This window comes from Bradyrhizobium sp. USDA 4452 (assembly GCF_054063575.1).
Window position 1 is genome coordinate 8,124,383 of record NZ_JBSSGK010000001.1, and the last position, 22,630, is coordinate 8,147,012.

General features: G+C 63.5%; 25 protein-coding genes. 24 read left to right on the plus strand and 1 reads right to left on the minus strand.

Going from position 1 to position 22,630, the window contains the following annotated elements; translation table 11 throughout:
* The first annotated feature begins 4 nt into the window (after nucleotides 1–4).
* From rpoC to ACVISU_RS38320, 3 genes are all read left to right on the plus strand, one after another.
* Nucleotides 5–4,207 carry a DNA-directed RNA polymerase subunit beta' gene (gene rpoC, locus ACVISU_RS38310; protein ID WP_050402245.1) on the plus strand — a complete coding sequence of 1,401 codons (4,203 nt, stop codon included), beginning with the start codon at nucleotides 5–7 and terminating at the stop codon, nucleotides 4,205–4,207.
* 180 nt (nucleotides 4,208–4,387) lie between these two features.
* Entirely contained in the window at nucleotides 4,388–6,448 is a 2,061-nt protein-coding gene (locus ACVISU_RS38315; RefSeq protein WP_456710409.1) for an FAD-dependent oxidoreductase, read from the plus strand.
* 129 nt (nucleotides 6,449–6,577) lie between these two features.
* Nucleotides 6,578–8,623, plus strand: a complete 2,046-nt coding sequence (locus ACVISU_RS38320; protein ID WP_456710410.1) for an ABC transporter ATP-binding protein — start codon at nucleotides 6,578–6,580, stop codon at nucleotides 8,621–8,623.
* Nucleotides 8,624–8,646: 23 nt separating this feature from the next.
* Here the strand turns inward: ACVISU_RS38320 and ACVISU_RS38325 are convergent, their stop codons facing one another.
* Nucleotides 8,647–9,855 (minus strand): FAD-dependent oxidoreductase, encoded by a 1,209-nt coding sequence (locus tag ACVISU_RS38325; protein ID WP_456710411.1) that lies wholly within the window; start codon nucleotides 9,853–9,855, stop codon nucleotides 8,647–8,649.
* Between the two features lie 700 nt (nucleotides 9,856–10,555).
* Here ACVISU_RS38325 and rpsL point away from each other — a divergent pair.
* The 21 genes from rpsL to rplF all read left to right on the plus strand — a co-directional run bounded on the left by rpsL (nucleotide 10,556) and on the right by rplF (nucleotide 22,629).
* Nucleotides 10,556–10,927 (plus strand): 30S ribosomal protein S12, encoded by a 372-nt coding sequence (gene rpsL / locus ACVISU_RS38330; RefSeq protein ID WP_006611834.1) that lies wholly within the window; start codon nucleotides 10,556–10,558, stop codon nucleotides 10,925–10,927.
* 15 nt (nucleotides 10,928–10,942) lie between these two features.
* A complete protein-coding gene (gene rpsG, locus ACVISU_RS38335) occupies nucleotides 10,943–11,413 on the plus strand; it encodes a 30S ribosomal protein S7 (RefSeq protein WP_050402248.1) in 471 nt (156 codons plus the stop codon).
* A gap of 30 nt (nucleotides 11,414–11,443) precedes the next feature.
* Nucleotides 11,444–13,516, plus strand: a complete 2,073-nt coding sequence (gene fusA, locus ACVISU_RS38340) for an elongation factor G (protein ID WP_456710412.1) — start codon at nucleotides 11,444–11,446, stop codon at nucleotides 13,514–13,516.
* Nucleotides 13,517–13,556: 40 nt separating this feature from the next.
* Nucleotides 13,557–14,747: an elongation factor Tu gene (tuf, locus tag ACVISU_RS38345; RefSeq protein ID WP_021081658.1), complete on the plus strand. Its 1,191-nt coding sequence runs from the start codon at nucleotides 13,557–13,559 to the stop codon at nucleotides 14,745–14,747.
* An 84-nt stretch (nucleotides 14,748–14,831) separates the two neighbouring features.
* Nucleotides 14,832–15,140, plus strand: a complete 309-nt coding sequence (rpsJ, locus tag ACVISU_RS38350; RefSeq protein WP_002712302.1) for a 30S ribosomal protein S10 — start codon at nucleotides 14,832–14,834, stop codon at nucleotides 15,138–15,140.
* 54 nt (nucleotides 15,141–15,194) lie between these two features.
* Entirely contained in the window at nucleotides 15,195–15,914 is a 720-nt protein-coding gene (gene rplC / locus ACVISU_RS38355; protein ID WP_050402250.1) for a 50S ribosomal protein L3, read from the plus strand.
* A gap of 1 nt (nucleotide 15,915) precedes the next feature.
* Nucleotides 15,916–16,536, plus strand: coding sequence for a 50S ribosomal protein L4 (gene rplD, locus ACVISU_RS38360; protein WP_194460838.1), 621 nt, complete (start codon nucleotides 15,916–15,918; stop codon nucleotides 16,534–16,536).
* Entirely contained in the window at nucleotides 16,533–16,832 is a 300-nt protein-coding gene (locus ACVISU_RS38365) for a 50S ribosomal protein L23 (RefSeq protein WP_074126940.1), read from the plus strand. Before rplD ends, ACVISU_RS38365 begins: the two co-directional genes overlap by 4 nt.
* Before the next feature lie 12 nt (nucleotides 16,833–16,844).
* A complete protein-coding gene (rplB, locus tag ACVISU_RS38370) occupies nucleotides 16,845–17,678 on the plus strand; it encodes a 50S ribosomal protein L2 (protein ID WP_050402252.1) in 834 nt (277 codons plus the stop codon).
* Nucleotides 17,679–17,690: 12 nt separating this feature from the next.
* Nucleotides 17,691–17,969, plus strand: coding sequence for a 30S ribosomal protein S19 (gene rpsS, locus ACVISU_RS38375; RefSeq protein ID WP_018272137.1), 279 nt, complete (start codon nucleotides 17,691–17,693; stop codon nucleotides 17,967–17,969).
* 10 nt (nucleotides 17,970–17,979) lie between these two features.
* Nucleotides 17,980–18,366 (plus strand): 50S ribosomal protein L22, encoded by a 387-nt coding sequence (gene rplV / locus ACVISU_RS38380; protein ID WP_018272136.1) that lies wholly within the window; start codon nucleotides 17,980–17,982, stop codon nucleotides 18,364–18,366.
* Between the two features lie 20 nt (nucleotides 18,367–18,386).
* Complete coding sequence (rpsC, locus tag ACVISU_RS38385) at nucleotides 18,387–19,088, plus strand: 30S ribosomal protein S3 (RefSeq protein WP_018272135.1); 702 nt, start codon at nucleotides 18,387–18,389, stop codon at nucleotides 19,086–19,088.
* Between the two features lie 30 nt (nucleotides 19,089–19,118).
* On the plus strand, nucleotides 19,119–19,532 hold the full coding sequence (rplP, locus tag ACVISU_RS38390; protein ID WP_016843752.1) for a 50S ribosomal protein L16: 414 nt from the start codon (nucleotides 19,119–19,121) through the stop codon (nucleotides 19,530–19,532).
* Nucleotides 19,533–19,537: 5 nt separating this feature from the next.
* A complete protein-coding gene (gene rpmC / locus ACVISU_RS38395) occupies nucleotides 19,538–19,744 on the plus strand; it encodes a 50S ribosomal protein L29 (RefSeq protein ID WP_021081654.1) in 207 nt (68 codons plus the stop codon).
* Between the two features lie 11 nt (nucleotides 19,745–19,755).
* On the plus strand, nucleotides 19,756–20,004 hold the full coding sequence (rpsQ, locus tag ACVISU_RS38400; protein WP_016843754.1) for a 30S ribosomal protein S17: 249 nt from the start codon (nucleotides 19,756–19,758) through the stop codon (nucleotides 20,002–20,004).
* Nucleotides 20,005–20,079: 75 nt separating this feature from the next.
* Entirely contained in the window at nucleotides 20,080–20,448 is a 369-nt protein-coding gene (gene rplN / locus ACVISU_RS38405; protein ID WP_011473865.1) for a 50S ribosomal protein L14, read from the plus strand.
* A complete protein-coding gene (gene rplX / locus ACVISU_RS38410; RefSeq protein ID WP_050402253.1) occupies nucleotides 20,448–20,762 on the plus strand; it encodes a 50S ribosomal protein L24 in 315 nt (104 codons plus the stop codon). The genes rplN and rplX overlap by 1 nt, the downstream gene beginning before the upstream one ends.
* The gene (rplE, locus tag ACVISU_RS38415; RefSeq protein WP_021081652.1) at nucleotides 20,755–21,312 is read left to right on the plus strand and encodes a 50S ribosomal protein L5; all 558 of its coding nucleotides are present in this window, start codon (nucleotides 20,755–20,757) and stop codon (nucleotides 21,310–21,312) included. Before rplX ends, rplE begins: the two co-directional genes overlap by 8 nt.
* 46 nt (nucleotides 21,313–21,358) lie before the next feature.
* The gene (gene rpsN / locus ACVISU_RS38420) at nucleotides 21,359–21,664 is read left to right on the plus strand and encodes a 30S ribosomal protein S14 (protein ID WP_016843757.1); all 306 of its coding nucleotides are present in this window, start codon (nucleotides 21,359–21,361) and stop codon (nucleotides 21,662–21,664) included.
* 16 nt (nucleotides 21,665–21,680) lie between these two features.
* On the plus strand, nucleotides 21,681–22,079 hold the full coding sequence (gene rpsH, locus ACVISU_RS38425) for a 30S ribosomal protein S8 (protein WP_021081651.1): 399 nt from the start codon (nucleotides 21,681–21,683) through the stop codon (nucleotides 22,077–22,079).
* A gap of 16 nt (nucleotides 22,080–22,095) precedes the next feature.
* The gene (rplF, locus tag ACVISU_RS38430) at nucleotides 22,096–22,629 is read left to right on the plus strand and encodes a 50S ribosomal protein L6 (RefSeq protein ID WP_024578581.1); all 534 of its coding nucleotides are present in this window, start codon (nucleotides 22,096–22,098) and stop codon (nucleotides 22,627–22,629) included.
* Nucleotide 22,630: the final 1 nt, after the last annotated feature.

Genomic DNA, 22,630 nt, shown 5'->3' on the forward strand with positions numbered 1-22,630 from the left:
GACCATGAATCAAGAGATTATGAATCTTTTCAATCCGACGACGCCGGCTCAGGTCTTCGACCAGATCCGGATTTCGATCGCGTCTCCGGAGAAGATTCTGTCCTGGTCCTACGGCGAGATCAAGAAGCCGGAGACCATCAACTACCGCACCTTCAAGCCGGAGCGTGACGGCCTGTTCTGCGCGCGCATCTTCGGGCCGATCAAGGACTACGAGTGCCTGTGCGGCAAATACAAGCGGATGAAGTACAAGGGCATCATCTGCGAGAAGTGCTCGGTCGAGGTGACGCTGTCGCGCGTCCGGCGCGAGCGCATGGGCCATATCGAGCTGGCTGCTCCCGTCGCCCACATCTGGTTCCTGAAGTCGTTGCCGTCGCGCATCGGCCTGTTGCTCGACATGACGCTGAAGGATCTCGAGCGGATCCTGTACTTCGAATACTACGTCGTTCTCGAGCCGGGTCTGACCGCGCTGAAGGACCGCCAGCTGCTGTCGGAAGACGAGTATCTGAAGGCGCAGGACGAGTACGGCCAGGACAGCTTCACCGCCATGATCGGCGCGGAAGCGATCCGCGAACTGCTGAAGGGACTCGAGCTCGAGAAGCTCGAGGCGACGCTGCGCGCCGACATGGCGGAGACCGACTCCGACATCAAGCACAAGAAGCTCGCCAAGCGTCTGAAGATCGTCGAGGCCTTCCGCGTCTCCGGCAACAAGCCGGAATGGATGATCATGACGGTCGTGCCGGTGATCCCGCCGGACCTGCGTCCGCTGGTGCCGCTCGACGGCGGCCGGTTCGCGACCTCCGACCTCAACGACCTGTATCGCCGCGTCATCAACCGCAACAACCGCCTGAAGCGGCTGATGGAGCTGCGTGCGCCCGACATCATCATCCGCAACGAAAAGCGCATGCTGCAGGAGGCCGTCGACGCGCTGTTCGACAACGGCCGCCGCGGCCGCGTCATCACGGGCGCCAACAAGAGACCTTTGAAGTCGCTCGCCGACATGCTGAAGGGCAAGCAGGGCCGGTTCCGTCAGAACCTGCTCGGCAAGCGCGTCGACTATTCGGGCCGTTCGGTGATCGTGGTCGGTCCCGAGCTGCGCCTGCATCAGTGCGGCCTGCCGAAGAAGATGGCGCTCGAGCTGTTCAAGCCGTTCATCTACTCGCGGCTCGACGCCAAGGGTCTGTCCACCACGGTGAAGCAGGCCAAGAAGCTGGTCGAGAAGGAGCGTCCGGAGGTCTGGGATATCCTCGATGAGGTGATCCGCGAGCATCCGGTGCTGCTGAACCGCGCGCCGACGCTGCATCGCCTCGGCATCCAGGCGTTCGAGCCGGTGCTGATCGAGGGCAAGGCGATCCAGCTGCATCCCTTGGTCTGCGCCGCCTTCAACGCCGACTTCGACGGCGACCAGATGGCCGTGCACGTTCCGCTGTCGCTCGAAGCGCAGCTGGAAGCGCGCGTCCTGATGATGTCGACCAACAACATCCTGCATCCGGCGAACGGCCAGCCGATCATCGTGCCGTCGCAGGACATCGTGCTCGGTCTCTACTACGTCTCGATCATGCGCGAAGGCCTGCCCGGCGAGGGCAAGATCTTCGGCGACATGGCCGAGCTCGAGCACGCCCTGCATTCGAAGGTCATCCACCTCCACACCAAGATCAAGTATCGGTGGGAGAGCCTCGACGACGAAGGCAAGCTGACCAAGCGGTGGATCGAAACCACCGCCGGCCGCGTCATGCTCGGCAATTTGCTGCCGAAGAGCACCAAGATCTCGTACGACATCATCAACAAGCTGATGACCAAGCGCGAGATCTCGGGCGTGATCGACCAGGTCTACCGTCACTGCGGTCAGAAGGAGACGGTGATCTTCTGCGACCGCATCATGGCGCTCGGCTTCTACAACGCCTTCAAGGCGGGCATCTCGTTCGGCAAGGACGACATGGTCGTGCCGGCGTCGAAGTGGAAGATCGTGGACCAGACCCGTACGCTGGCGAAGGATTTCGAGCAGCAGTACAATGACGGCCTGATCACCCATGGCGAGAAGTACAACAAGGTCGTCGACGCCTGGTCGAAGGCCGGTGAAGAAGTCGCCAAGGCGATGATGAAGGAGATCTCGTCCACCAAGAAGACGGCGGCGGGCGCGGATGCCGACATCAACTCGATCTACATGATGGCGCACTCCGGTGCGCGTGGTTCGCCGGCCCAGATGCGCCAGCTCGCCGGCATGCGCGGCCTGATGGCCAAGCCGTCGGGCGAGATCATCGAGACGCCGATCATTTCCAACTTCAAGGAAGGTCTGTCGGTGCTCGAGTACTTCAACTCGACCCACGGCGCCCGCAAGGGCCTTGCGGACACCGCGTTGAAGACCGCGAACTCCGGCTACCTGACCCGCCGTCTGGTCGACGTCGCGCAGGACTGCATCATCACGCAGACCGACTGCGGCACCACGCTCGGCATCAAGATGCGCGCCATCGTCGACGCCGGCACGGTCGTTGCCTCGCTCGGCTCGCGCATCCTGGGCCGCACGGCCTGCGATGACGTGCGCGATCCCGCCACCAACGAGGTCATCATCAAGCGTGATACCTTGATGGAGGAGAGCCACGTCGACGCGATCCAGCAGGCCGGCATCCAGGAAGTGAAGATCCGCTCGGCGCTGACCTGCGAGCTGATCAACGGCATCTGCGCCAAGTGCTACGGCCGCGACCTGGCCCGCGGCACCCCGGTCAACCACGGTGAGGCCGTCGGCGTCATCGCGGCCCAGTCGATCGGTGAGCCCGGTACGCAGCTGACGATGCGCACGTTCCACATCGGCGGCGCCGCTCAGCTCAACGAGCAGTCGTTCGTCGAATCGAACTTCGACGGCAAGATCGTGATCAGGAACAAGGCGATCGCCCGCAACAGCGAGGGCAGCCTGATCGCGATGGTGCGCAATATGGTCGTTGCGATCGTCGATGCCGACGGCACCGAGCGTGCAACCCACCGTATTCAGTACGGTTCGAAGATGCACGTCGACGAAGGCGACATGGTCAAGCGCGGCCAGCGCATCGCGGAGTGGGATCCCTATACCCGCCCGGTGCTCACCGAAGTCGAGGGCACGATCGGGTTCGAGGACCTGGTCGAAGGCCAGTCGATCTCGGAAACGCTCGACGAGTCGACCGGTATCGCCAAGCGCGTGGTCATCGACTGGCGCACGACGCGCGGCGGTTCGGACCTGCGCCCGGCCATCGTGGTCAAGGGCAAGGACGGCAAGGTGATGAAGCTCGCGCGTGGCGGCGATGCCCGCTACATGCTGTCGGTCGACGCCATTCTGTCGGTCGACACCGGCGCGAAGGTGATGCCCGGCGACATCCTGGCGCGTATCTCGACCGAGAGCGCCAAGACGCGTGACATCACCGGCGGTCTGCCGCGGGTGGCGGAACTGTTCGAGGCTCGCAAGCCGAAGGATGCGGCGATCATCGCGGAGACCGCGGGAACGATCCGCTTCGGCCGCGACTACAAGAACAAGCGCCGCATCTCGATCGAGCCGATGGACAAGACCGAGGAGCCGCGCGAGTACCTGATCCCGAAGGGCAAGCACATCCACCTTCAGGACGGCGACATCGTCGAAAAGGGCGATTTCATCGTCGAAGGCAATCCGGCGCCGCACGACATCCTGGCGATCAAGGGCATCGAGGAGCTCGCTGCCTACCTGGTCAACGAAATCCAGGAGGTCTACCGGTTGCAGGGCGTGCTCATCAACGACAAGCACATCGAGGTGATTGTCCGTCAGATGCTGCAGAAGGTCGAGGTCACCGATCAGGGCGACACCGACATGATCTCGGGCGAGCAGGTCGACAAGATCGAGTTCGACGCGCTCAACACCAAGGCCAAGGAGGAGGGCAAGAAGCCCGCCACGGGTACGCCGGTTCTGCTCGGCATCACCAAGGCGAGCTTGCAGACCCGCTCCTTCTTCTCGGCGGCGTCGTTCCAGGAGACCACACGCGTGCTCACCGAAGCGGCGGTCAACGGCAAGATCGACCCGCTCGAGGGCCTCAAGGAGAACGTCATTGTCGGCCGCCTGATTCCGGCCGGCACCGGCGCCTCGATGGCGCGGATTCGTGAAGTCGCGGTCAAGCGCGACAAGCTGATCCTCGACGAGCGCGAGAAGCAGCAGGCGGCGATCGTGCCGACGGCCCCGGAAGCGGAGCCGCTGGCGCTGCCGCCCGCGGAATAGGCATCCGCAAGATTACGGGTGCGACGAGAAGGCCGGCGTTCTGCCGGCCTTTTTGTTGCTTTCTTGCCTTGCTGCGGTGCAGGGACGCAGTTTGTTCATCTTCCCTTCAGGCAAAAAAGTGCCTTTGCTAGGGTGACTTAGACCGGCTGTTTGGCTCGAGCCGGAGACGACGGAATCGATATGCTCGACTTGGCGATTGTAGGCGGCGGCCCCGGGGGGCTGATGAGCGCCTGGTATCTGAAGCGCAAACTCGGCGACCTCTGCCGCATCACCATCTTCGAGGCGTCGAACCGCCTCGGGGGCAAGATCGTCACGCGCAAATTCGACACCGCGCCCGCGATGTACGAGGCCGGCGTCGCCGAGATCTACGATTACTCGATGACGGGACCGGACCCGCTGCGCGAGCTGATCCAGCATTTCGGCCTGCAGACCATCCCGATGGATGCCGAGCAGGTGCAACTCGACGGCGAGCTGCTGGCTGACGTTCCCGGCATGCGGCGCAAATACGGCGCCAAGACCGCGGCCGCGATCGAGGCGTTCCGCAAGCGCTGCACCGAGCTGGTGTCGCCGATCGAATATTACGAGGGCGTCGGCGCCCACGACAACGAACATCCGTGGGCCTACAAGACCGCCGAGCAGATCCTCGACGAAGAGGTCGAGGATCCGACCGCCAAGCGGTTCTTCAAGGTAATGGCGCGCTCCGACCTCGCGACCGAGAGCCACAACACCAACGGCCTCAACGCGCTGAAGAACTACGTGATGGACGTCGACGGCTATATCGGCCTGTACTCGATCCAGAACGGCAACGAGCAGCTGATCGATTGCCTGCGCTCGGAGGTCAGCGCCGACATCCAGCTCAACCATCGCGTCCTCAAGGTCGGCAAGACCGAAGGTGGCCGCTACCAGCTCAACATGATGAACGGCAAGGGACCGGAGACGCGCGACTTCGACCTCGTGCTGGTCTGCCTGCCGCATTCCTGGCTCGCCACCATGCGCTGGGACGGCGAGCAGCTGCGCAAGTCGATGGTCAAGCACGTCGCCTATTTCGATCGTCCCGCGCACTATCTGCGCGTCTCGATCCTGTTCGACGAGCCGTTCTGGGGCGAGAAGATCCCGGGCGCCTGGTTCATGTCGGAGGCGTTCGGCGGCTGCTGCGTCTACAATGAGGGCGCGCGCCACGATGTCGGCAAGCACGGCGTGCTGAACTGGCTGATCGCCGGCTCCGACGCGCTCGCCTTCGCCAATCTCAGCGATGAGGAGCTGATCGACGCTGCGCTGAAGTCGCTGCCGGCTTCGTTCGGCGATGCGCGTGCGCATTTCCTCGAGGGCAAGACCCATCGCTGGCTGTCGTCGGTCAATGCGCTGCCGGGCGGCCTGCCGGTGCGCGACGTCATGACCAACCACCGTCCCGATCCGAAGGAGCACCCCGGCATCGTGGTGGTCGGCGACTATCTGTTCGATTCCACGCTGAACGGGCTGCTCGATTCCTCCGATGCCGCGACCGACATCGTCGTCACTGAGATGATGCGGCTGCGTCGCGCCCGGGCGCAGGACGAAGGCGCGCTGTCCGACAAGATCGACCGCGACTATTTCGAGAATTATCGCGGCGCCGGCCCCTACAGCGAAGTCTGGCGCAACTTCACCGACCCGGCCTATCTGACCGACCTGATCAAGACGGTGTGGGGCAGGGCGAAGGGCTACAAGCTGCTGATCGCGGGCTCGGCCAGCGGCGAACTGGTCGGTGCGCTGCGCGAGCGCGGCATCGACGCCTGGGGCATCGAGAACAACCGCTACATCCACGGCAAGACGCCGAAGGCGCTCAGGAAGTACAACAAGCTCGGCTCGATCGCCGACATGCCGTTCAAGGACAACGAGTTCGACTTCGTGTTCGAGACCGCGCTGTGCCATCTCGGCGAGAAGCAGGTCGTGCGCGGGGTGCGCGAGCTCAACCGCGTGGTCAAGACCGGCGTCGTGTTCGCGTCGGTGACCTCGGACATGGCGCCGGCGGTGATCGATCGCTACGACCTGTTGCGCGGCGTGAAGAAGCTTGGCACCTGGTGGGAATGGTCGGAACTGTTCTTCGGCAACGGCTTCGACCTGTCGATGCACCGCCGCGACTGCACCGATGCGCTGTGGACCTTGACGCTGGCCGCCAACAAGGGACCGGGGCAGTGGTACGCCGACTCCGACAGCCTGCGCTATTCCTTCTTCGACAAGGTCGAGGCGGATCACGACGACTAGCAGCCCCGACGCGCGGCGCGCCAAACGCTTTGCCGAATTCATTGTGATCGCATAGGATTGTACCGGCAGCGTTCGCCCGCTGCGGTTTCGATTTGCGGTCATGCCGGCCGTGGAGCATCGGTTGGTTTCATGGCGCCAAGACCTCCTGCATCAAGACCTCCTGCATCAGACGATCCGAATCGATCGGCGGCGGACGATCCCGAGCTGAAGAAGAAGCCTGCGGCCGCGGCCGGTCCGCCTGCGGCAGGCGCCTCTGCCAGGCCGGCTGCTGCGCCGGCCGACGATGAGGATGATGAGGACGAGGACGACGAGTTCGAGCTCGACGACGATGATGACGAGGACCTCGTCGTCTTTACCGCCAAGGAAGCCGCCGGCGCGCTCTCCACGATCTTCGGCTTCGTCAGGCCGATCCTGGCCAACTACAGAAAGCCGCTCGCTTTCGTCACCATCGGCGTGCTGGTCGAGACGTTGTTCAACGTCATCATGCCGCTCAGCCTGAAATTCCTGATCGACGACGCGCTCGGCGAGGAGGATTTCGGGGCCCTCTACAAGATTCTCGGCGTGCTTGCGGTCGCCGGCATCGTCACCTCGATCATCGCGGTCTGGTATGAGCGCTGGGATGCCCGGCTCGGCGCGGGCATCATCGCCGACGTCCGGACGCGCATCTTCGAGCACGTCCAGAACCTTCCGTCGGCCTATTTCGCGCGCACCAAGCGCGGCGAGATCCTGTCGCGCTTCTCGATCGACCTGTCGGCCTTCGAGGGCTCGATCAAGACCTTCGCCAACAGCGCGGCGCTGCCAGGCTTCGAACTGGTGGCCGGCATCATCCTGATGCTGTTCCTGAACTGGCAGCTGGCCGCGGTCGCCCTGCTGGTGTTTCCGATCACGCTGATCGGGCCGCGCATCCTGACGCCGAAGGCGGTGCAGGCGAACTACGAGCAGAAGCAGAACGAAGCCGCACTGCTCGGAATGGTGCAGGAGAACGTCGCCGCCCAGGCGGTGGTGAAGGCGTTCAACCTGCAGCGCCGGGCGCTCGGCTGGTTCACGCTGCGCAACCGCGATGTCCGCGCCAAGGCCGCGTCAGCCATGTTCCTGTCGACCATGGTGGAGCGCACCGTCACCATCGCGGTGCTGCTGCTCCACCTCGTGGTGCTGGCGATCGGTGCCTATCTCGCCACCAAGGGCCAGATCACGGTCGGCACCTTCGTGACCTTCGAGAGCGCGTTCTGGGAGGTGTCGTACAACATCGCCCATCTGATGCATTTCATCCCGGTGTCGATCCAGTCGGCGGCGGCGGTGCGGCACATCCAGGAGCTGCTCGACGAGCCGACCCGCGGCGCCGACCGTCCCGGGGCGCCGGATCTGCCGCGCATCACCAACGACATCTCGTTCGACCGCGTCACCTTCCAGTATGAGGGGGCGCAGACGCCGGTGCTCGACAATCTCAGCCTCAAGTTGAAGGCCGGCAAGAGCATTGCGATCGTCGGTCCCAGCGGCTCCGGCAAGAGCACGCTGATCAACCTGATCCTGCGGCTCTACGTGCCCAACGAGGGGCGCGTCGCGATCGACGGCGTCGACATCCGCCGGGTGACGCGGGAGTCGCTGCGCGCCAGCATGGCGGTCGTGTTCCAGGAGAACATGCTGTTCAACATGTCGATCCGCGAGAATATCCGGCTCGGCAAGGAAGGGGCGACCGACGCGGAGGTCGAGGACGCCGCGAAGAAGGCCGAGATCCATCGCTACATCATGAGCCTGCCGCAGCGCTACGACACGCCGGTCGGCGAGCGCGGCGATACCTTGTCCGGCGGTCAGCGGCAGCGCATCGCAATCGCGCGGGCGATCATCCGCAACCCGTCGGTGCTGCTGCTCGACGAGGCCACCTCCGCGCTCGACCAGACCACGGAGGCGGCAATCAACCGCACGCTGCTCAAGGTCGCCGAGGGCCGCACCATGATCTGGTCGACGCACCGTCTGACTTCGGTGGTCGAGATGGACGAGATCATCGTCATCGCTGGCGGCAGGGCGATCGAGCGCGGTTCGCACGAGGAGCTGCTGGCCAAGAACGGCGTCTACCGCAAGCTGTGGGACGACCAGGGGCATAAGCATCACGACGCGGACGACGACGCGGACGATGATGAAGACGACGAGGATGAGGACGAAGACGAGGAGGCGTGATACCTGCTCGTCGACGTCCGAGGCTACGCCCTGTCGGTTGCGTGCGGACGTTGCCGGAAGTGATCGGCCGGCCGTGTCGCTGACGCCGCTTGCGGGCGTTGCAGCCGGCGCAGCGAGCCCCGGCCGAGATAGCCGAGGAAGCGCGCCCAGCGCTGGGCCTGCCAGTAGGGCCCGCTGCCGATCGACACCTCGCGGAAGTTGAATGCCTTGGCGTTCGACCAGGCGTCGCATTCCGTCTTGACCGGATCGTCGTAGAACGCCGTGATCTTCTCCTCGCCCATGCCGTCGCTCGCAAGCCAGGCCGGGATATGGACGTTGCAGAGCTGGGACACGTCGGTGAACACCTTGTCGGTCCCGGTGCCGGTGACCGGGCAGGTGCTGGCGAAGGCGTCGCCGACCAGCACGACGCCGGCCTGCCGATAGCCGGTGCTGACATAGATGTCGGCGGGTCTGATCTTGATGTCGCCGGCGACGTCGAATTCGCCGGTGAGGCGGCGCAGCCGCGGGAGCGCGGCGTTCAGCGTCGCGACCGGATTGCGCCGCATCGCCCGCAGCCACGGATCGTCGGCCGGGCGATAGGTGAAGAGGTTGGCGCGCATCCGGTTTCCGATCGGAAACAGCGTGATGTAGGGGATCCGGTCGCTCGGCCGCTCCGAGAAATAGGTCATGGCCGCGAACGGAAAGGCGGGGCGGCCGACGGGGACGAGATCGAAGCCGATCGAGATCGAGTGGCAGAAGCTGGTCACCAGCCGCTCGATGCCGAGCATCCGGCGCAGCCCGACATTCAGGCCGTTGGCGAGCACCACGAGGCGCGCCGAAATCTCCTCGCCGCCCGACAGCACCAGCCGCTGCCGCTCGGAGCTCGTCGCGACGTTGACGACCTTGTCGCGGATGAATTCGGCCGGCGCGGCGATCTCCGTCCGAATCGCGGTGATCAGCGCGTCATACATGATGCCGTATTGCCGGCTCGGCTGCCGGTCGAGCAGATGGCCGAATCGCGCGATCCAGTTCTCGCCGTCCAGCGTCGCCGAGCGGAGTACGGATTCGGCAAGGCCGGTCCGGGCGAATCGCGCGAGCTGGAGGTCGCCACCGATCTTTTCGACGCGGAAGTCGAATGGATAGACCTGATGAGGGTCGATCAGGACGGCCGGTACCCCGGCACGGCCGAGCATGGCGGCCGCGGTCGAGCCCGCAAGACCACCGCCGATGATCGCGATGTCGGTGTACTTCATGACGCTTTCCGTGGCCGTAGACCGCAATTTTTGCGCTGCGAATGGCAAATAAAGGCTTAGTTTCGAATTTCGCCTTCTGGTCCAAGTTGGGGAGAATTGTTTCTAACCATATTTTACCCGGGTATAATGAGATTCCGCTGGCGTGCCAGGGATTCGGATTCGGGCGAGGGGAGTCGCAAACGCTGTCATATTTGGGCGTCCGACGAGCGCCGCGAAATGCGAAATCTGCAAGCGCCAGAGGCGTTTCTTTGCTTGTCGTTTTGCTTGACTTCACTATCTCTCGCTTATACAAGGCGCTCACTTAACGACAGGCGGTGAGCTACGCCAGCGTCGGAACGGATCACCCGAAGGCCTTTTTTCAGGCGCCGGACGGGCACCAACCTCGACGAATGCCGCTCAAACGCTGTCGATGATAGCTAGGCAATGCCAGGACGATTTTAGTTCTCTTGAGCACGTCCTCTTGAGAGTGAACTCGGATGCATGACCTCGGTAGCGGGCCGGACAGCAAACGCTGAACGGTTCGGAGTCGCGGTCCTCTGTGGCGTCGATGCGCTTTCCGCTCAGTGATGAGTGGTTGGCGCGATTTCGCTTTGCGCGGGTATTTGCTCCGCGTCGAGCGGGCCGTACGGGACGGCTAGTCCTGAGAAGAAATTTGCGGAGCCATTCAAGGTTTCCGCGCGAACTAAAGGGTGAAGGCTGCATGCCGACGATCAACCAGCTGATCGCAAATCCGCGTGAAGTGCAGAAGTCGCGTAAGAAAGTGCCGGCGCTGCAGCAGTCGCCGCAGAAGCGCGGCGTGTGCACGCGCGTCTACACCACGACCCCGAAGAAGCCGAACTCGGCGCTTCGTAAGGTCGCCAAGGTGCGCCTGACCAACGGCTTCGAGGTGATCGGCTACATCCCGGGTGAGGGCCATAACCTGCAGGAGCACTCGGTGGTCATGATCCGCGGCGGCCGCGTCAAGGACTTGCCCGGCGTGCGCTACCACATCCTCCGTGGCGTGCTGGATACCCAGGGCGTCAAGAACCGTAAGCAGCGTCGTTCGAAGTACGGCGCGAAGCGTCCGAAGTAAGCGGGAAACGATCAGATGTCGCGTCGCCATTCTGCTGAGAAGCGTGAAGTTCTTCCGGATCCGAAGTTCGGGAACGTCATCATTACGAAGTTCATGAACTCGGTGATGTACGCCGGGAAGAAGTCGGTCGCCGAAAACATCGTCTACGGTGCGCTCGGCATGATCGAGGCCAAGACCAAGCAGCCGCCGCTCGGCGTGTTCGAGCAGGCGCTCGAGAACGTGATGCCGACCATCGAGGTCCGTTCCCGCCGCGTCGGCGGTGCGACCTACCAGGTGCCGGTGGAAGTCCGCTCGGTGCGCCGTCAGGCGCTCGGCATCCGCTGGCTGATCTCGGCCGCCCGTGAGCGCAACGAGAAGACCATGACGGAGCGTCTCTCGGCGGAGTTGCTCGACGCCTCGAACAACCGCGGCAACGCCGTCAAGAAGCGTGAAGACGTGCACCGGATGGCGGAAGCCAACCGCGCCTTCTCGCACTATCGCTGGTAAGGCGAACAACGGAATCTAAGGAACAGTCTCATGCCCCGCCAACATGCCATCGAGGACTACCGTAACTTCGGTATCATGGCGCATATCGACGCCGGCAAGACCACGACCACCGAGCGCATTCTGTATTACACCGGCAAGAGCCACAAGATCGGCGAAGTGCACGAAGGTGCCGCGACGATGGACTGGATGGAGCAGGAGCAGGAGCGTGGCATCACGATCACTTCGGCTGCGACCACCGCGTTCTGGAACGGCAAGCGCCTGAACATCATCGACACCCCCGGCCACGTCGACTTCACCATTGAAGTCGAGCGTTCGCTGCGCGTGCTCGACGGCGCCGTTTGCGTCCTCGACTCCAACCAGGGCGTCGAGCCGCAGACCGAGACCGTCTGGCGCCAGGGCGACAAGTACAAGGTTCCGCGTATCGTCTTCGCCAACAAGATGGACAAGACCGGTGCCGACTTCTTCAAGTGCCTGTCCGACATCGTCGACCGCCTCGGCGCCAAGCCGATCGCGATCCAGCTGCCGATCGGTGCCGAGAACAACTTCAAGGGTCTCGTCGACCTCGTGAAGATGAAGGGCATCGTCTGGAACGATGAATCGCTCGGCGCCAAGTTCGACTATGTCGACATCCCGGAAGACCTGGTCGAGCAGGCCAAGGAATATCGCGAGAAGATGGTGGAAGCCGCCGTCGAGCTCGATGACGATGCCATGGCCGCCTATCTCGACGGCAAGGAGCCGGACGAGGCGACCCTGAAGCGCCTGATCCGCAAGGCCGTGCTGACCGGTGCGTTCTATCCGGTGCTGTGCGGCTCCGCGTTCAAGAACAAGGGCGTGCAGCCGCTGCTCGACGCCGTCGTCGACTACCTGCCGTCGCCGATCGACGTGCCCGCGATCAAGGGCACCGATGAGGATGGCAACGAAGTCGTGCGCCATGCGGACGACAAGGAGCCGCTGGCTCTGCTCGCGTTCAAGATCATGGACGACCCTTTCGTCGGCACCATCACCTTCTGCCGCATCTATTCCGGCATCCTGCAGTCGGGCACCGGCGTCATCAACTCGACCCGCGAGAAGAAGGAGCGGATCGGGCGGATGCTGCTGATGCATGCGAACAACCGCGAAGACATCAAGGAAGCCTATGCCGGCGACATCGTCGCGCTGGCCGGCCTGAAGGAAGCGCGCACCGGTGACACGCTGTGCGATCCCGGCAAGCCCGTCATCCTCGAGAAGATGGAATTCCCGGAGCCGGTGATCGAGATCGCGATCGAGCCGAAGTCGAAGGCCGACCAGGAGAAGCTGGGCGTGGCGCTGGCCAAGCTCGCGGCGGAGGATCCGTCCTTCCGCGTGTCGACCGACCACGAGTCCGGCCAGACCATCCTCAAGGGCATGGGCGAACTGCATCTCGACATCAAGGTCGACATCCTCAAGCGCACCTACAAGGTCGACGCCAATATCGGCGCGCCGCAGGTGGCGTTCCGTGAGCGTGTCACCAAGCGGGTCGAGCATAGCTACACCCACAAGAAGCAGACCGGCGGTACCGGCCAGTTCGCGGCCGTCACCCTGATCGTCGAGCCGAACGAGCCCGGCAAGGGCTACGAGTTCGAATCGAAGATCGTCGGCGGCGCGGTGCCGAAGGAATACATCCCGGGCGTCGAAAAGGGCCTCGAGAGCGTGCTGTCCTCCGGCGTGGTCGCGGGCTTCCCGATCGTCGATGTCAAGGTGCAGCTGATCGACGGTAAGTTCCACGACGTCGACTCGTCGGCACTGGCCTTCGAAATCGCCACGCGCGCCTGCTTCCGCGAGGCGCTGCAGATGGGCAAGTCCGTTCTGCTCGAGCCGATCATGAAGGTCGAGGTGGTGACTCCGGAAGACTACACCGGTTCGGTCATCGGCGACCTGAATTCCCGGCGCGGCCAGATCCAGGGCCAAGACATGCGCGGCAATGCCAACGTCATCAACGCGATGGTGCCGCTCATGAACATGTTCGGTTACGTGAACAACCTGCGCTCGATGAGCCAGGGGCGCGCGACCTTCACAATGCAGTTCGATCACTACGCCGAAGCTCCGGCGAACGTGTCGGCTGAAGTCCAGAAAAAGTTTGCTTGATTGTCGTTGGTTAGCAGCTAACGACTGAACGGAGAGTCAAATGGCCAAAGCAAAATTCGAGCGTAACAAGCCCCACTGCAACATCGGCACCATCGGTCACGTCGACCATGGCAAGACCTCGCTGACCGCAGCGATCACCAAGGTGCTTGCAGAAACCGGCGGCGCGACGTTCACCGCCTACGACCAGATCGACAAGGCGCCGGAAGAGAAGGCGCGCGGCATCACCATCTCGACCGCTCACGTCGAGTACGAGACGCAGAACCGCCACTACGCTCACGTCGACTGCCCCGGCCACGCCGACTACGTGAAGAACATGATCACCGGTGCCGCCCAGATGGACGGCGCGATCCTGGTCGTGTCGGCTGCTGACGGCCCGATGCCGCAGACCCGCGAGCACATCCTGCTCGCCCGCCAAGTCGGCGTGCCCGCGCTCGTCGTGTTCCTGAACAAGTGCGACATGGTCGACGATCCGGAACTGCTCGAGCTCGTCGAGATGGAAGTTCGCGAACTGCTCTCGAAGTACGAGTTCCCGGGCGACGATATTCCGATCATCAAGGGTTCGGCGCTCGCCGCCCTCGAAGACAAGGACAAGAAGCTCGGCCACGACGCCATCCTCGAGCTGATGCGCAATGTCGACGAGTACATTCCGCAGCCGGAGCGTCCGATCGACCAGCCGTTCCTGATGCCGGTTGAAGACGTGTTCTCGATCTCGGGCCGCGGCACCGTCGTCACCGGCCGTGTCGAGCGCGGCGTGATCAAGGTCGGCGAGGAAATCGAGATCGTCGGTATCCGCGACACCCAGAAGACCATCGTCACCGGCGTCGAAATGTTCCGCAAGCTGCTCGACCAGGGCCAGGCCGGCGACAACATCGGTGCGCTGCTCCGCGGCACCAAGCGCGAGGAAGTCGAGCGCGGCCAGGTGCTGTGCAAGCCCGGCTCGGTCAAGCCGCACACCAAGTTCAAGGCTGAGGCTTACATCCTCACCAAGGAAGAGGGCGGTCGTCACACCCCGTTCTTCACCAACTACCGTCCGCAGTTCTACTTCCGCACCACCGACGTGACCGGCGTTGTGCACCTGCCTGAAGGCACCGAGATGGTGATGCCGGGCGACAACATCGCGATGGAAGTGCACCTGATCGTGCCGATCGCGATGGAAGAAAAGCTGCGCTTCGCGATCCGCGAAGGCGGCCGCACCGTCGGCGCCGGCGTCGTCGCCGCGATCATCGAGTAAGAACGCGAATAGGGAATGGCGAGTAGCGAGTGGGTCACCATTCGCTATTCGCTACTCGCCACTCACTAAAGAAAGAATACGGCAATGAACGGCCAAAATATTCGCATCCGTCTCAAGGCGTTCGACCATCGAATCCTCGATACGTCGACCCGTGAGATCGTGAACACGGCGAAGCGCACCGGTGCGCAGGTTCGCGGACCGATTCCGCTGCCGACCCGCATCGAGAAGTTCACCGTCAACCGTTCGCCGCACGTTGACAAGAAGAGCCGCGAGCAATTCGAGATGCGCACCCACAAGCGCCTCCTCGACATTGTCGACCCGACCCCGCAGACCGTCGATGCGCTGATGAAGCTCGACCTGGCCGCCGGTGTCGACGTCGAGATCAAGCTCTAAGGTTTTGGATTTTTACGTCCGCCGCTTGCGGACAGAAAGACAGGAAGCACGCCGATGCGCTCCGGAGTGATCGCACAGAAGGTCGGGATGACGCGGGTCTTTACGGAGACCGGCGAGCATATCCCTGTGACCGTGCTGAAGTTGGGCAACTGCCAGGTGCTGGGCCACCGCACGACCGAGAAGAACGGCTATGTCGCGCTTCAGCTCGGCTCGGGCGCCCGCAAGACGGTGTACATGCCGAAGGCCGAACGCGGCCAGTTCGCGGTCGCCAAGGTCGAGCCGAAGCGCAAGGTTGCCGAGTTCCGCGTGTCCGAGGACGCGCTGATCCCGGTCGGCGCGGAAATCCAGGCGGACCATTTCGTGGTCGGCCAGTTTGTCGACGTGACCGGCACCTCGATCGGTAAGGGCTTCGCCGGCGGCATGAAGCGCTGGAATTTCGGCGGTCTGCGCGCCACCCACGGTGTGTCGATCTCGCACCGTTCGATCGGTTCGACCGGTGGCCGTCAGGACCCCGGCAAGACCTTCAAGAACAAGAAGATGCCCGGTCACATGGGCGTCGATCGCATCACCACGCTCAATCTGCGCGTGGTTTCGACCGACGTCGAGCGCGGCCTGATCCTCGTCGAAGGTGCCGTTCCCGGCTCCAAGGGCGGCTGGATCTCGGTGCGCGACGCCGTCAAGAAGCCGCTGCCGAAGGAAGCCCCGAAGCCCGGCAAGTTCAAGGTCGCCGGCGGAGAAGCTGCCGAAGCTGTGGCCGAGAAGGAGGGCGCGTGAGATGGAACTGAAAGTCACGACCCTTGAAGGCAAGGACGCCGGATCTGTCCAGCTCTCGGACGCGATCTTCGGTCTCGAGCCCCGCGCCGACATCATTCAGCGCTGCGTGCAGTGGCAGCTGAACAAGCGTCAGGCCGGCACGCACAAGGCCCAGGGCCGCGCCGACGTCTGGCGCACCGGCAAGAAGATGTACAAGCAGAAGGGCACCGGCGGCGCCCGTCACGGCTCGGCCCGCGTGCCGCAGTTCCGCGGCGGTGGCCGTGCATTCGGTCCGGTGGTTCGCTCCCATGCGACCGACCTGCCGAAGAAGGTGCGCGCGCTGGCACTGAAGCATGCGCTGTCGGCCAAGGCCAAGGACGGCGGGCTGATCGTGATCGACAATGCGCAGCTCGAGGCCGCTAAGACCAAGGCGCTGCTCGGTCACTTCTCCGGCCTCGGGCTCACCAACGCGCTGATCATCGACGGTGCGGAGCTCAACGCCGGTTTCGCGACCGCGGCCCGCAACATTCCCAACATCGACGTGCTGCCGATCCAGGGCATCAACGTCTACGACATTCTCCGCCGCCACAAGCTGGTGCTGACCAAGGCTGCGGTTGATGCGCTGGAGGCGCGCTTCAAATGAAGAACATCGATCCGCGCTACTACGACGTCATCATCTCGCCGGTCGTGACGGAAAAGGCGACGCTCGCCTCCGAGCACAACAAGGTGCTGTTCAAGGTCGCCGGTAAGGCGACCAAGCCGCAGATCAAGGAAGCGGTCGAGAAGCTGTTCGACGTCAAGGTGAAGAGCGTCAACACCCTCGTCCGCAAGGGCAAGACCAAGGTGTTCCGCGGCAATCTCGGCTCGCAGTCGGACACCAAGCGCGCGATCGTGACCCTGGAAGAGGGCCACCGCATCGACGTGACTACCGGACTATAAGGCGCAACGACGATGGCATTGAAAACCTACAATCCCACGACGCCGGGCCAGCGCCAGCTGGTCATGGTCGATCGTTCGGCGCTCTACAAGGGCAAGCCGGTGAAGACCCTGACCGAGGGCAAGCTCGGCAACGGCGGTCGCAACAACACCGGTCGCATCACCGTGCGCTTCCGCGGCGGCGGCCACAAGAAGGCCTACCGCACCGTCGACTTCCGCCGCGACAAGGTGGACGTGCCGGCGGTCGTGGAGCGGCTGGAGTACGATCCGAACCGCACCGCGTTCATCGCGCTGATCAAGTACCAGGACGGTGAGCTGGCCTACATCCTGGCGCCGCAGCGCCTGGCGGCGGGCGACACCGTCGTCGCCGGCAACTATGTCGACGTCAAGCCGGGCAACGTCATGCCGCTCGGCAACATGCCGGTCGGCACGATCGTGCACAACATCGAGCTGAAGATCGGCAAGGGCGGCCAGCTGGCGCGCTCCGCCGGCACCTATGCCCAGATCGTCGGCCGCGACCAGGACTACGTGATCGTCCGCCTGAACTCGGGCGAGCAGCGTCTCGTACACGGCCGTTGCCGCGGCACGATCGGCGCGGTCTCGAACCCCGATCACATGAACATCTCGATCGGCAAGGCCGGTCGTACCCGCTGGCTCGGCTGGCGTCCGCACAACCGCGGCGTCGTCATGAACCCGATCGATCACCCGCACGGCGGTGGTGAAGGTCGTACCTCGGGCGGTCGTCACCCGGTCACTCCGTGGGGCAAGCCGACCAAGGGCAAGAAGACCCGCACCAACAAGTCGACCAACAAATTCATTCTCCTCAGCCGCCACAAGCGGAAGAAGTAAGGAACGCCGGACATGGTTCGTTCAGTCTGGAAAGGCCCGTTCGTCGAGGGTTCTCTGCTCAAGAAGGCAGATGCCGCCCGCGCGTCCGGCCGTCACGACGTCATCAAGATCTGGAGCCGCCGCTCCACCATCCTGCCGCAGTTCGTCGGCCTGACCTTCGGTGTCTACAACGGCCAGAAGCATGTGCCGGTGGCGATCAACGAGGAAATGGTGGGTCACAAGTTCGGCGAGTTCTCGCCGACCCGGACCTTCCACGGCCACTCGGGCGACAAGAAAGCCAAGAAGGCTTGAGGAATAGACGATGAGCAAACCAAAGCGCGAACGTAGCCTCGCGGACAATGAGGCCAAGGCCGTCGCCCGCATGCTGCGCGTCAGCCCGCAGAAGCTCAACCTGGTGGCGCAGCTGATCCGCGGCCGCAAGGCGTCCGCTGCGCTCGCCGACCTGCAGTTTTCGCGCAAGCGGATCGCGGTCGACGTCAAGAAGTGCCTGGAATCGGCGATCGCCAACGCCGAGAACAACCATGACCTCGATGTCGACGATCTCGTCGTTGCCGAGGCGCATGTCGGCAACGGCATCGTGATGAAGCGTTTTGCTCCGCGCGGCCGTGGCCGTTCGGGCCGTGTGTTCAAACCGTTCTCGCACCTGACCATCGTGGTTCGTCAGGTCGAGGCCGAGGCAAGCGCCTAAGAAGGGCGCAGGAGAAGACGATGGGTCAAAAGATCAATCCAATCGGGCTGCGTCTCGGCATCAACCGGACCTGGGACTCCCGTTGGTTCGCCGGCAAGCAGGAATACGGCAAGCTGCTGCATGAGGACGTCAAGATCCGCGAGATCCTGCACAAGGAGCTCAAGCAGGCGGCCGTCGCCCGCATCGTGATCGAGCGTCCGCACAAGAAGTGCCGCGTGACGATCCATTCGGCCCGTCCGGGCGTCGTTATCGGCAAGAAGGGCGCCGACATCGACAAGCTGCGCAAGAAGGTCGCCGACATCACCTCGTCGGACGTCGTGATCAACATCGTCGAAATCCGCAAGCCGGAGCTCGACGCGACCCTGGTCGCTGAATCGATCGCCCAGCAGCTCGAGCGCCGCGTTGCGTTTCGCCGCGCCATGAAGCGCGCCGTGCAGTCGGCGATGCGTCTCGGCGCCGAGGGCATCCGCATCAACTGCTCGGGCCGTCTCGGCGGCGCCGAAATCGCGCGCATGGAGTGGTACCGCGAAGGTCGCGTGCCGCTGCACACGCTGCGCGCCGACGTCGATTACGGCGTTGCCACCGCGTTCACGACCTTCGGCACCTGCGGCGTCAAGGTCTGGATCTTCAAGGGCGAGATCCTCGAGCACGATCCGATGGCCCAGGACAAGAAGATGGCCGAGGGCGACAACACGCCGCGTTCGCGCCGCGACGCCGCTTGAGGCAAAGCAGGAATTTGAGGGCTTAAAGCCATGATGCAACCTAAGAAGACGAAGTTCCGGAAGGCGCATAAGGGCCGTATCCACGGCGTTGCGACCTCTGGCGCGACGTTGGCGTTCGGCCAGTTCGGCCTGAAGGCGATGGAGCCTGAGCGCGTCACCGCCCGTCAGATCGAAGCCGCCCGCCGCGCGCTGACCCGTCACATGAAGCGCGCCGGCCGCGTCTGGATCCGCGTGTTCCCGGACGTGCCGGTGTCGAAGAAGCCCGCCGAAGTCCGCATGGGCTCCGGCAAGGGTGCGCCTGAATTGTGGGTGGTCCGGATCAAGCCGGGCCGCGTGATGTTCGAGATCGACGGCGTGCCGGTACAGACCGCCAAGGAGGCGCTGTCGCTCGCCGCCGCCAAGCTGCCGATCAAGACGCGCTTCGTTGCGCGCATTGCGGAGTAATCGCCATGGCCGAGATGAAAGTTGAAGACATTCGCGCGATGAGCGACGACCAGCGGGAAGACGCGGTCCTGAACCTGAAGAAGGAACGCTTCAACCTGCGCTTCCAGCGCGCCACCGGGCAGCTGGAGAACACGTCGCGGATGCGGGAAGCCCGCCGCGATATCGCTCGTATCAAGACCATCGCCGCGCAGCTGCGCGCGAAGAAGAAGTAAGGGGCAAGCCTATGCCGAAACGTACTCTGCAGGGCGTGGTCGTCAGCGACAAGCAAGCCAAGACGATCGTGGTGCGCGTCGATCGCCGCTTCACCCACCCGATCTACAAGAAGACGATCCGCCGTTCCAAGAACTACCACGCGCACGACGAGAACAACCAGTTCAAGCCGGGCGACATGGTCTGGATCGAGGAATCGAAGCCGATCTCGAAGCTGAAGCGCTGGACCGTGGTCCGGGGCGAACACAAGAAAACGGCCTGATTACTTCGGCCTGGCCGAAGTCATTCAGGGAAATTTTGAGCGCGCTCAAGCGCAGAAAGAGGACGAGGTGCATCAATGATTCAGATGCAGACCAACCTCGACGTGGCCGATAATTCAGGCGCACGCCGTGTCATGTGCATCAAGGTTCTTGGAGGTTCCAAGCGCCGCTATGCCACCGTGGGCGACGTTATCGTTGTGTCGATCAAGGAAGCCATTCCGCGTGGCAAGGTGAAGAAGGGCGACGTGATGAAGGCCGTCGTGGTCCGGGTCCGCAAGGACATCCGTCGCGCCGACGGTTCGGTCATCCGTTTCGACCGCAACGCCGCCGTGCTGATCAACAATCAGTCCGAGCCGGTCGGCACCCGTATCTTCGGGCCGGTGCCGCGCGAGCTGCGCGCCAAGAACCACATGAAGATCATTTCGCTCGCGCCGGAGGTGCTGTGATGGCTGCCAAGATCCGCAAGGGCGACAAGGTGATGGTGCTCACCGGCCGCGACAAGGGTCGCACCGGCGAGGTGTTCGAGGTGCGTCCGGACGAGAACAAGGCTCTCGTTCGCGGCATCAACATGGTGAAGCGTCACCAGAAGCAGAGCCAGACCCAGGAAGGCGGCATCATCTCCAAGGAGATGCCGATCGACCTTTCGAACATCGCGTATGTCGGCAAGGACGGAAAGCCGACCCGCATCGGGTTCAAGATTCAGGCCGATGGCAAGAAGGTTCGTGTTGCCAAGAGCTCGGGAGCAGAGATCGATGGCTGATACAGCTTACACGCCGCGTCTGCGCGCGGAGTACGACAAGAAGATCCGCGGCATGATGACCGAGAAGTTCGGTTATGCCAACGTGATGCAGGTGCCGCGCCTCGACAAGGTCGTGCTCAACATGGGCGTTGGCGATTCCGTCAACGACCGCAAGAAGGCCGAGACCGCCGCCGCCGAGTTGAGCCAGATCGCCGGCCAGAAGGCGATCGTGACCTATTCGCGGATCGCGATCGCGACCTTCAAGCTGCGTGAGAACCAGCCGATCGGCTGCAAGGTCACGCTGCGCAAGGCCCATATGTACGAGTTCATCGACCGCCTGGTGAACGTGGCGCTGCCCCGCGTCCGCGACTTCCGCGGCCTGAACCCGAAGAGCTTCGACGGCCGCGGCAACTATTCGCTCGGCATCAAGGAGCACATCATTTTCCCCGAGATCGACTTCGACAAGGTCTCGGAAGCGCGTGGCATGGACATCACGGTCTGCACCACCGCTAAGACCGACGACGAGGCGAGGGCCTTGTTGACCGCTTTCAATTTCCCGTTCCGGCAGTGAGTAGCTGAGCCAAAGCCACTCAAACGCGGATACCCAGGAGCCAAGCATGGCAAAGAAGAGTTCAGTCGAGAAGAACAACCGGCGCAAGCGGATGGCGAAGAACGCCGGCCCGCGCCGCGAGAAGCTGAAGGCGATCATCGCCGACAAGACCAAGCCGATGGAAGAGCGCTTCGCGGCGACGCTGAAGCTCGCCGAGATGCCGCGCAACTCGTCGCCGACGCGCATCCGCAACCGTTGCGAGCTGACCGGGCGTCCGCGCTCGAACTATCGCAAGAACAAGCTCTCGCGCATCGCGCTGCGTGAACTCGGCTCCAAGGGCCTGGTTCCCGGGCTCGTGAAGTCGAGCTGGTAAGGGGAGGGTCGGAACAATGTCTACGCACGATCCGATCAGCGATCTCATCACCCGCATCCGCAACGCGCAGATGCGTTCGAAGTCCAAGGTCTCGAGCCCCGGCTCGAAGATGCGCGCCAACGTGCTCGAGGTGCTGAAGTCCGAGGGTTACATCCGCGGCTACGCCAGCGTCGAGCATGCCTCGGGCCGCAGCGAGCTCGAGATCGAGCTGAAGTATTTCGACGGCGAGCCCGTCATCCGCGAGATCGAGCGGGTGTCGAAGCCGGGCCGCCGCGTTTACGCCTCGGTGAAGAACCTGCCGCGCGTGAACAACGGTCTCGGCATTTCGGTGTTGTCGACGCCGAAGGGAATCATGGCTGACCACGAGGCGCGCGACGCCAACGTGGGCGGCGAAGTTCTCTTCACGGTGTTCTGAGGAAGGATTTTTTACGATGTCACGTATCGGCAAAAGGCCGGTGGCGATCCCGTCGGGTGTGACGGCGACCGTCGAGGGCCAGACCGTCAAGGTGAAGGGGCCGAAGGGCCAGCTTCAGTTCGTCGTGCATGACGACGTCGAGGTGAAGTTCGAAAACGGCCAGGTCAAGGTCGCTCCGCGCGTCAAGACCAACCGCGCGCAGGCGATGTACGGCACCGCGCGCGCGCAGGTCGCCAACCTCGTCGAGGGCGTCACCAAGGGCTTCGAGAAGAAGCTCGAGATCACCGGCGTCGGCTACCGCGCCGCGATGCAGGGCAAAAACCTGCAGCTCGCGCTCGGCTACAGCCACGACGTGGTCTATGCGATCCCGGAAGGCATCACCATCGCGGTGCCGAAGCCGACCGAGATCACGATCACCGGCAACGATCCGCAGCGCGTCGGCCAGGTCGCCGCCGAGATCCGCGCCTACCGTCCGCCGGAGCCCTACAAGGGCAAGGGCGTGAAGTACGCCAACGAATTCATCTTCCGCAAGGAAGGCAAGAAGAAGTAAC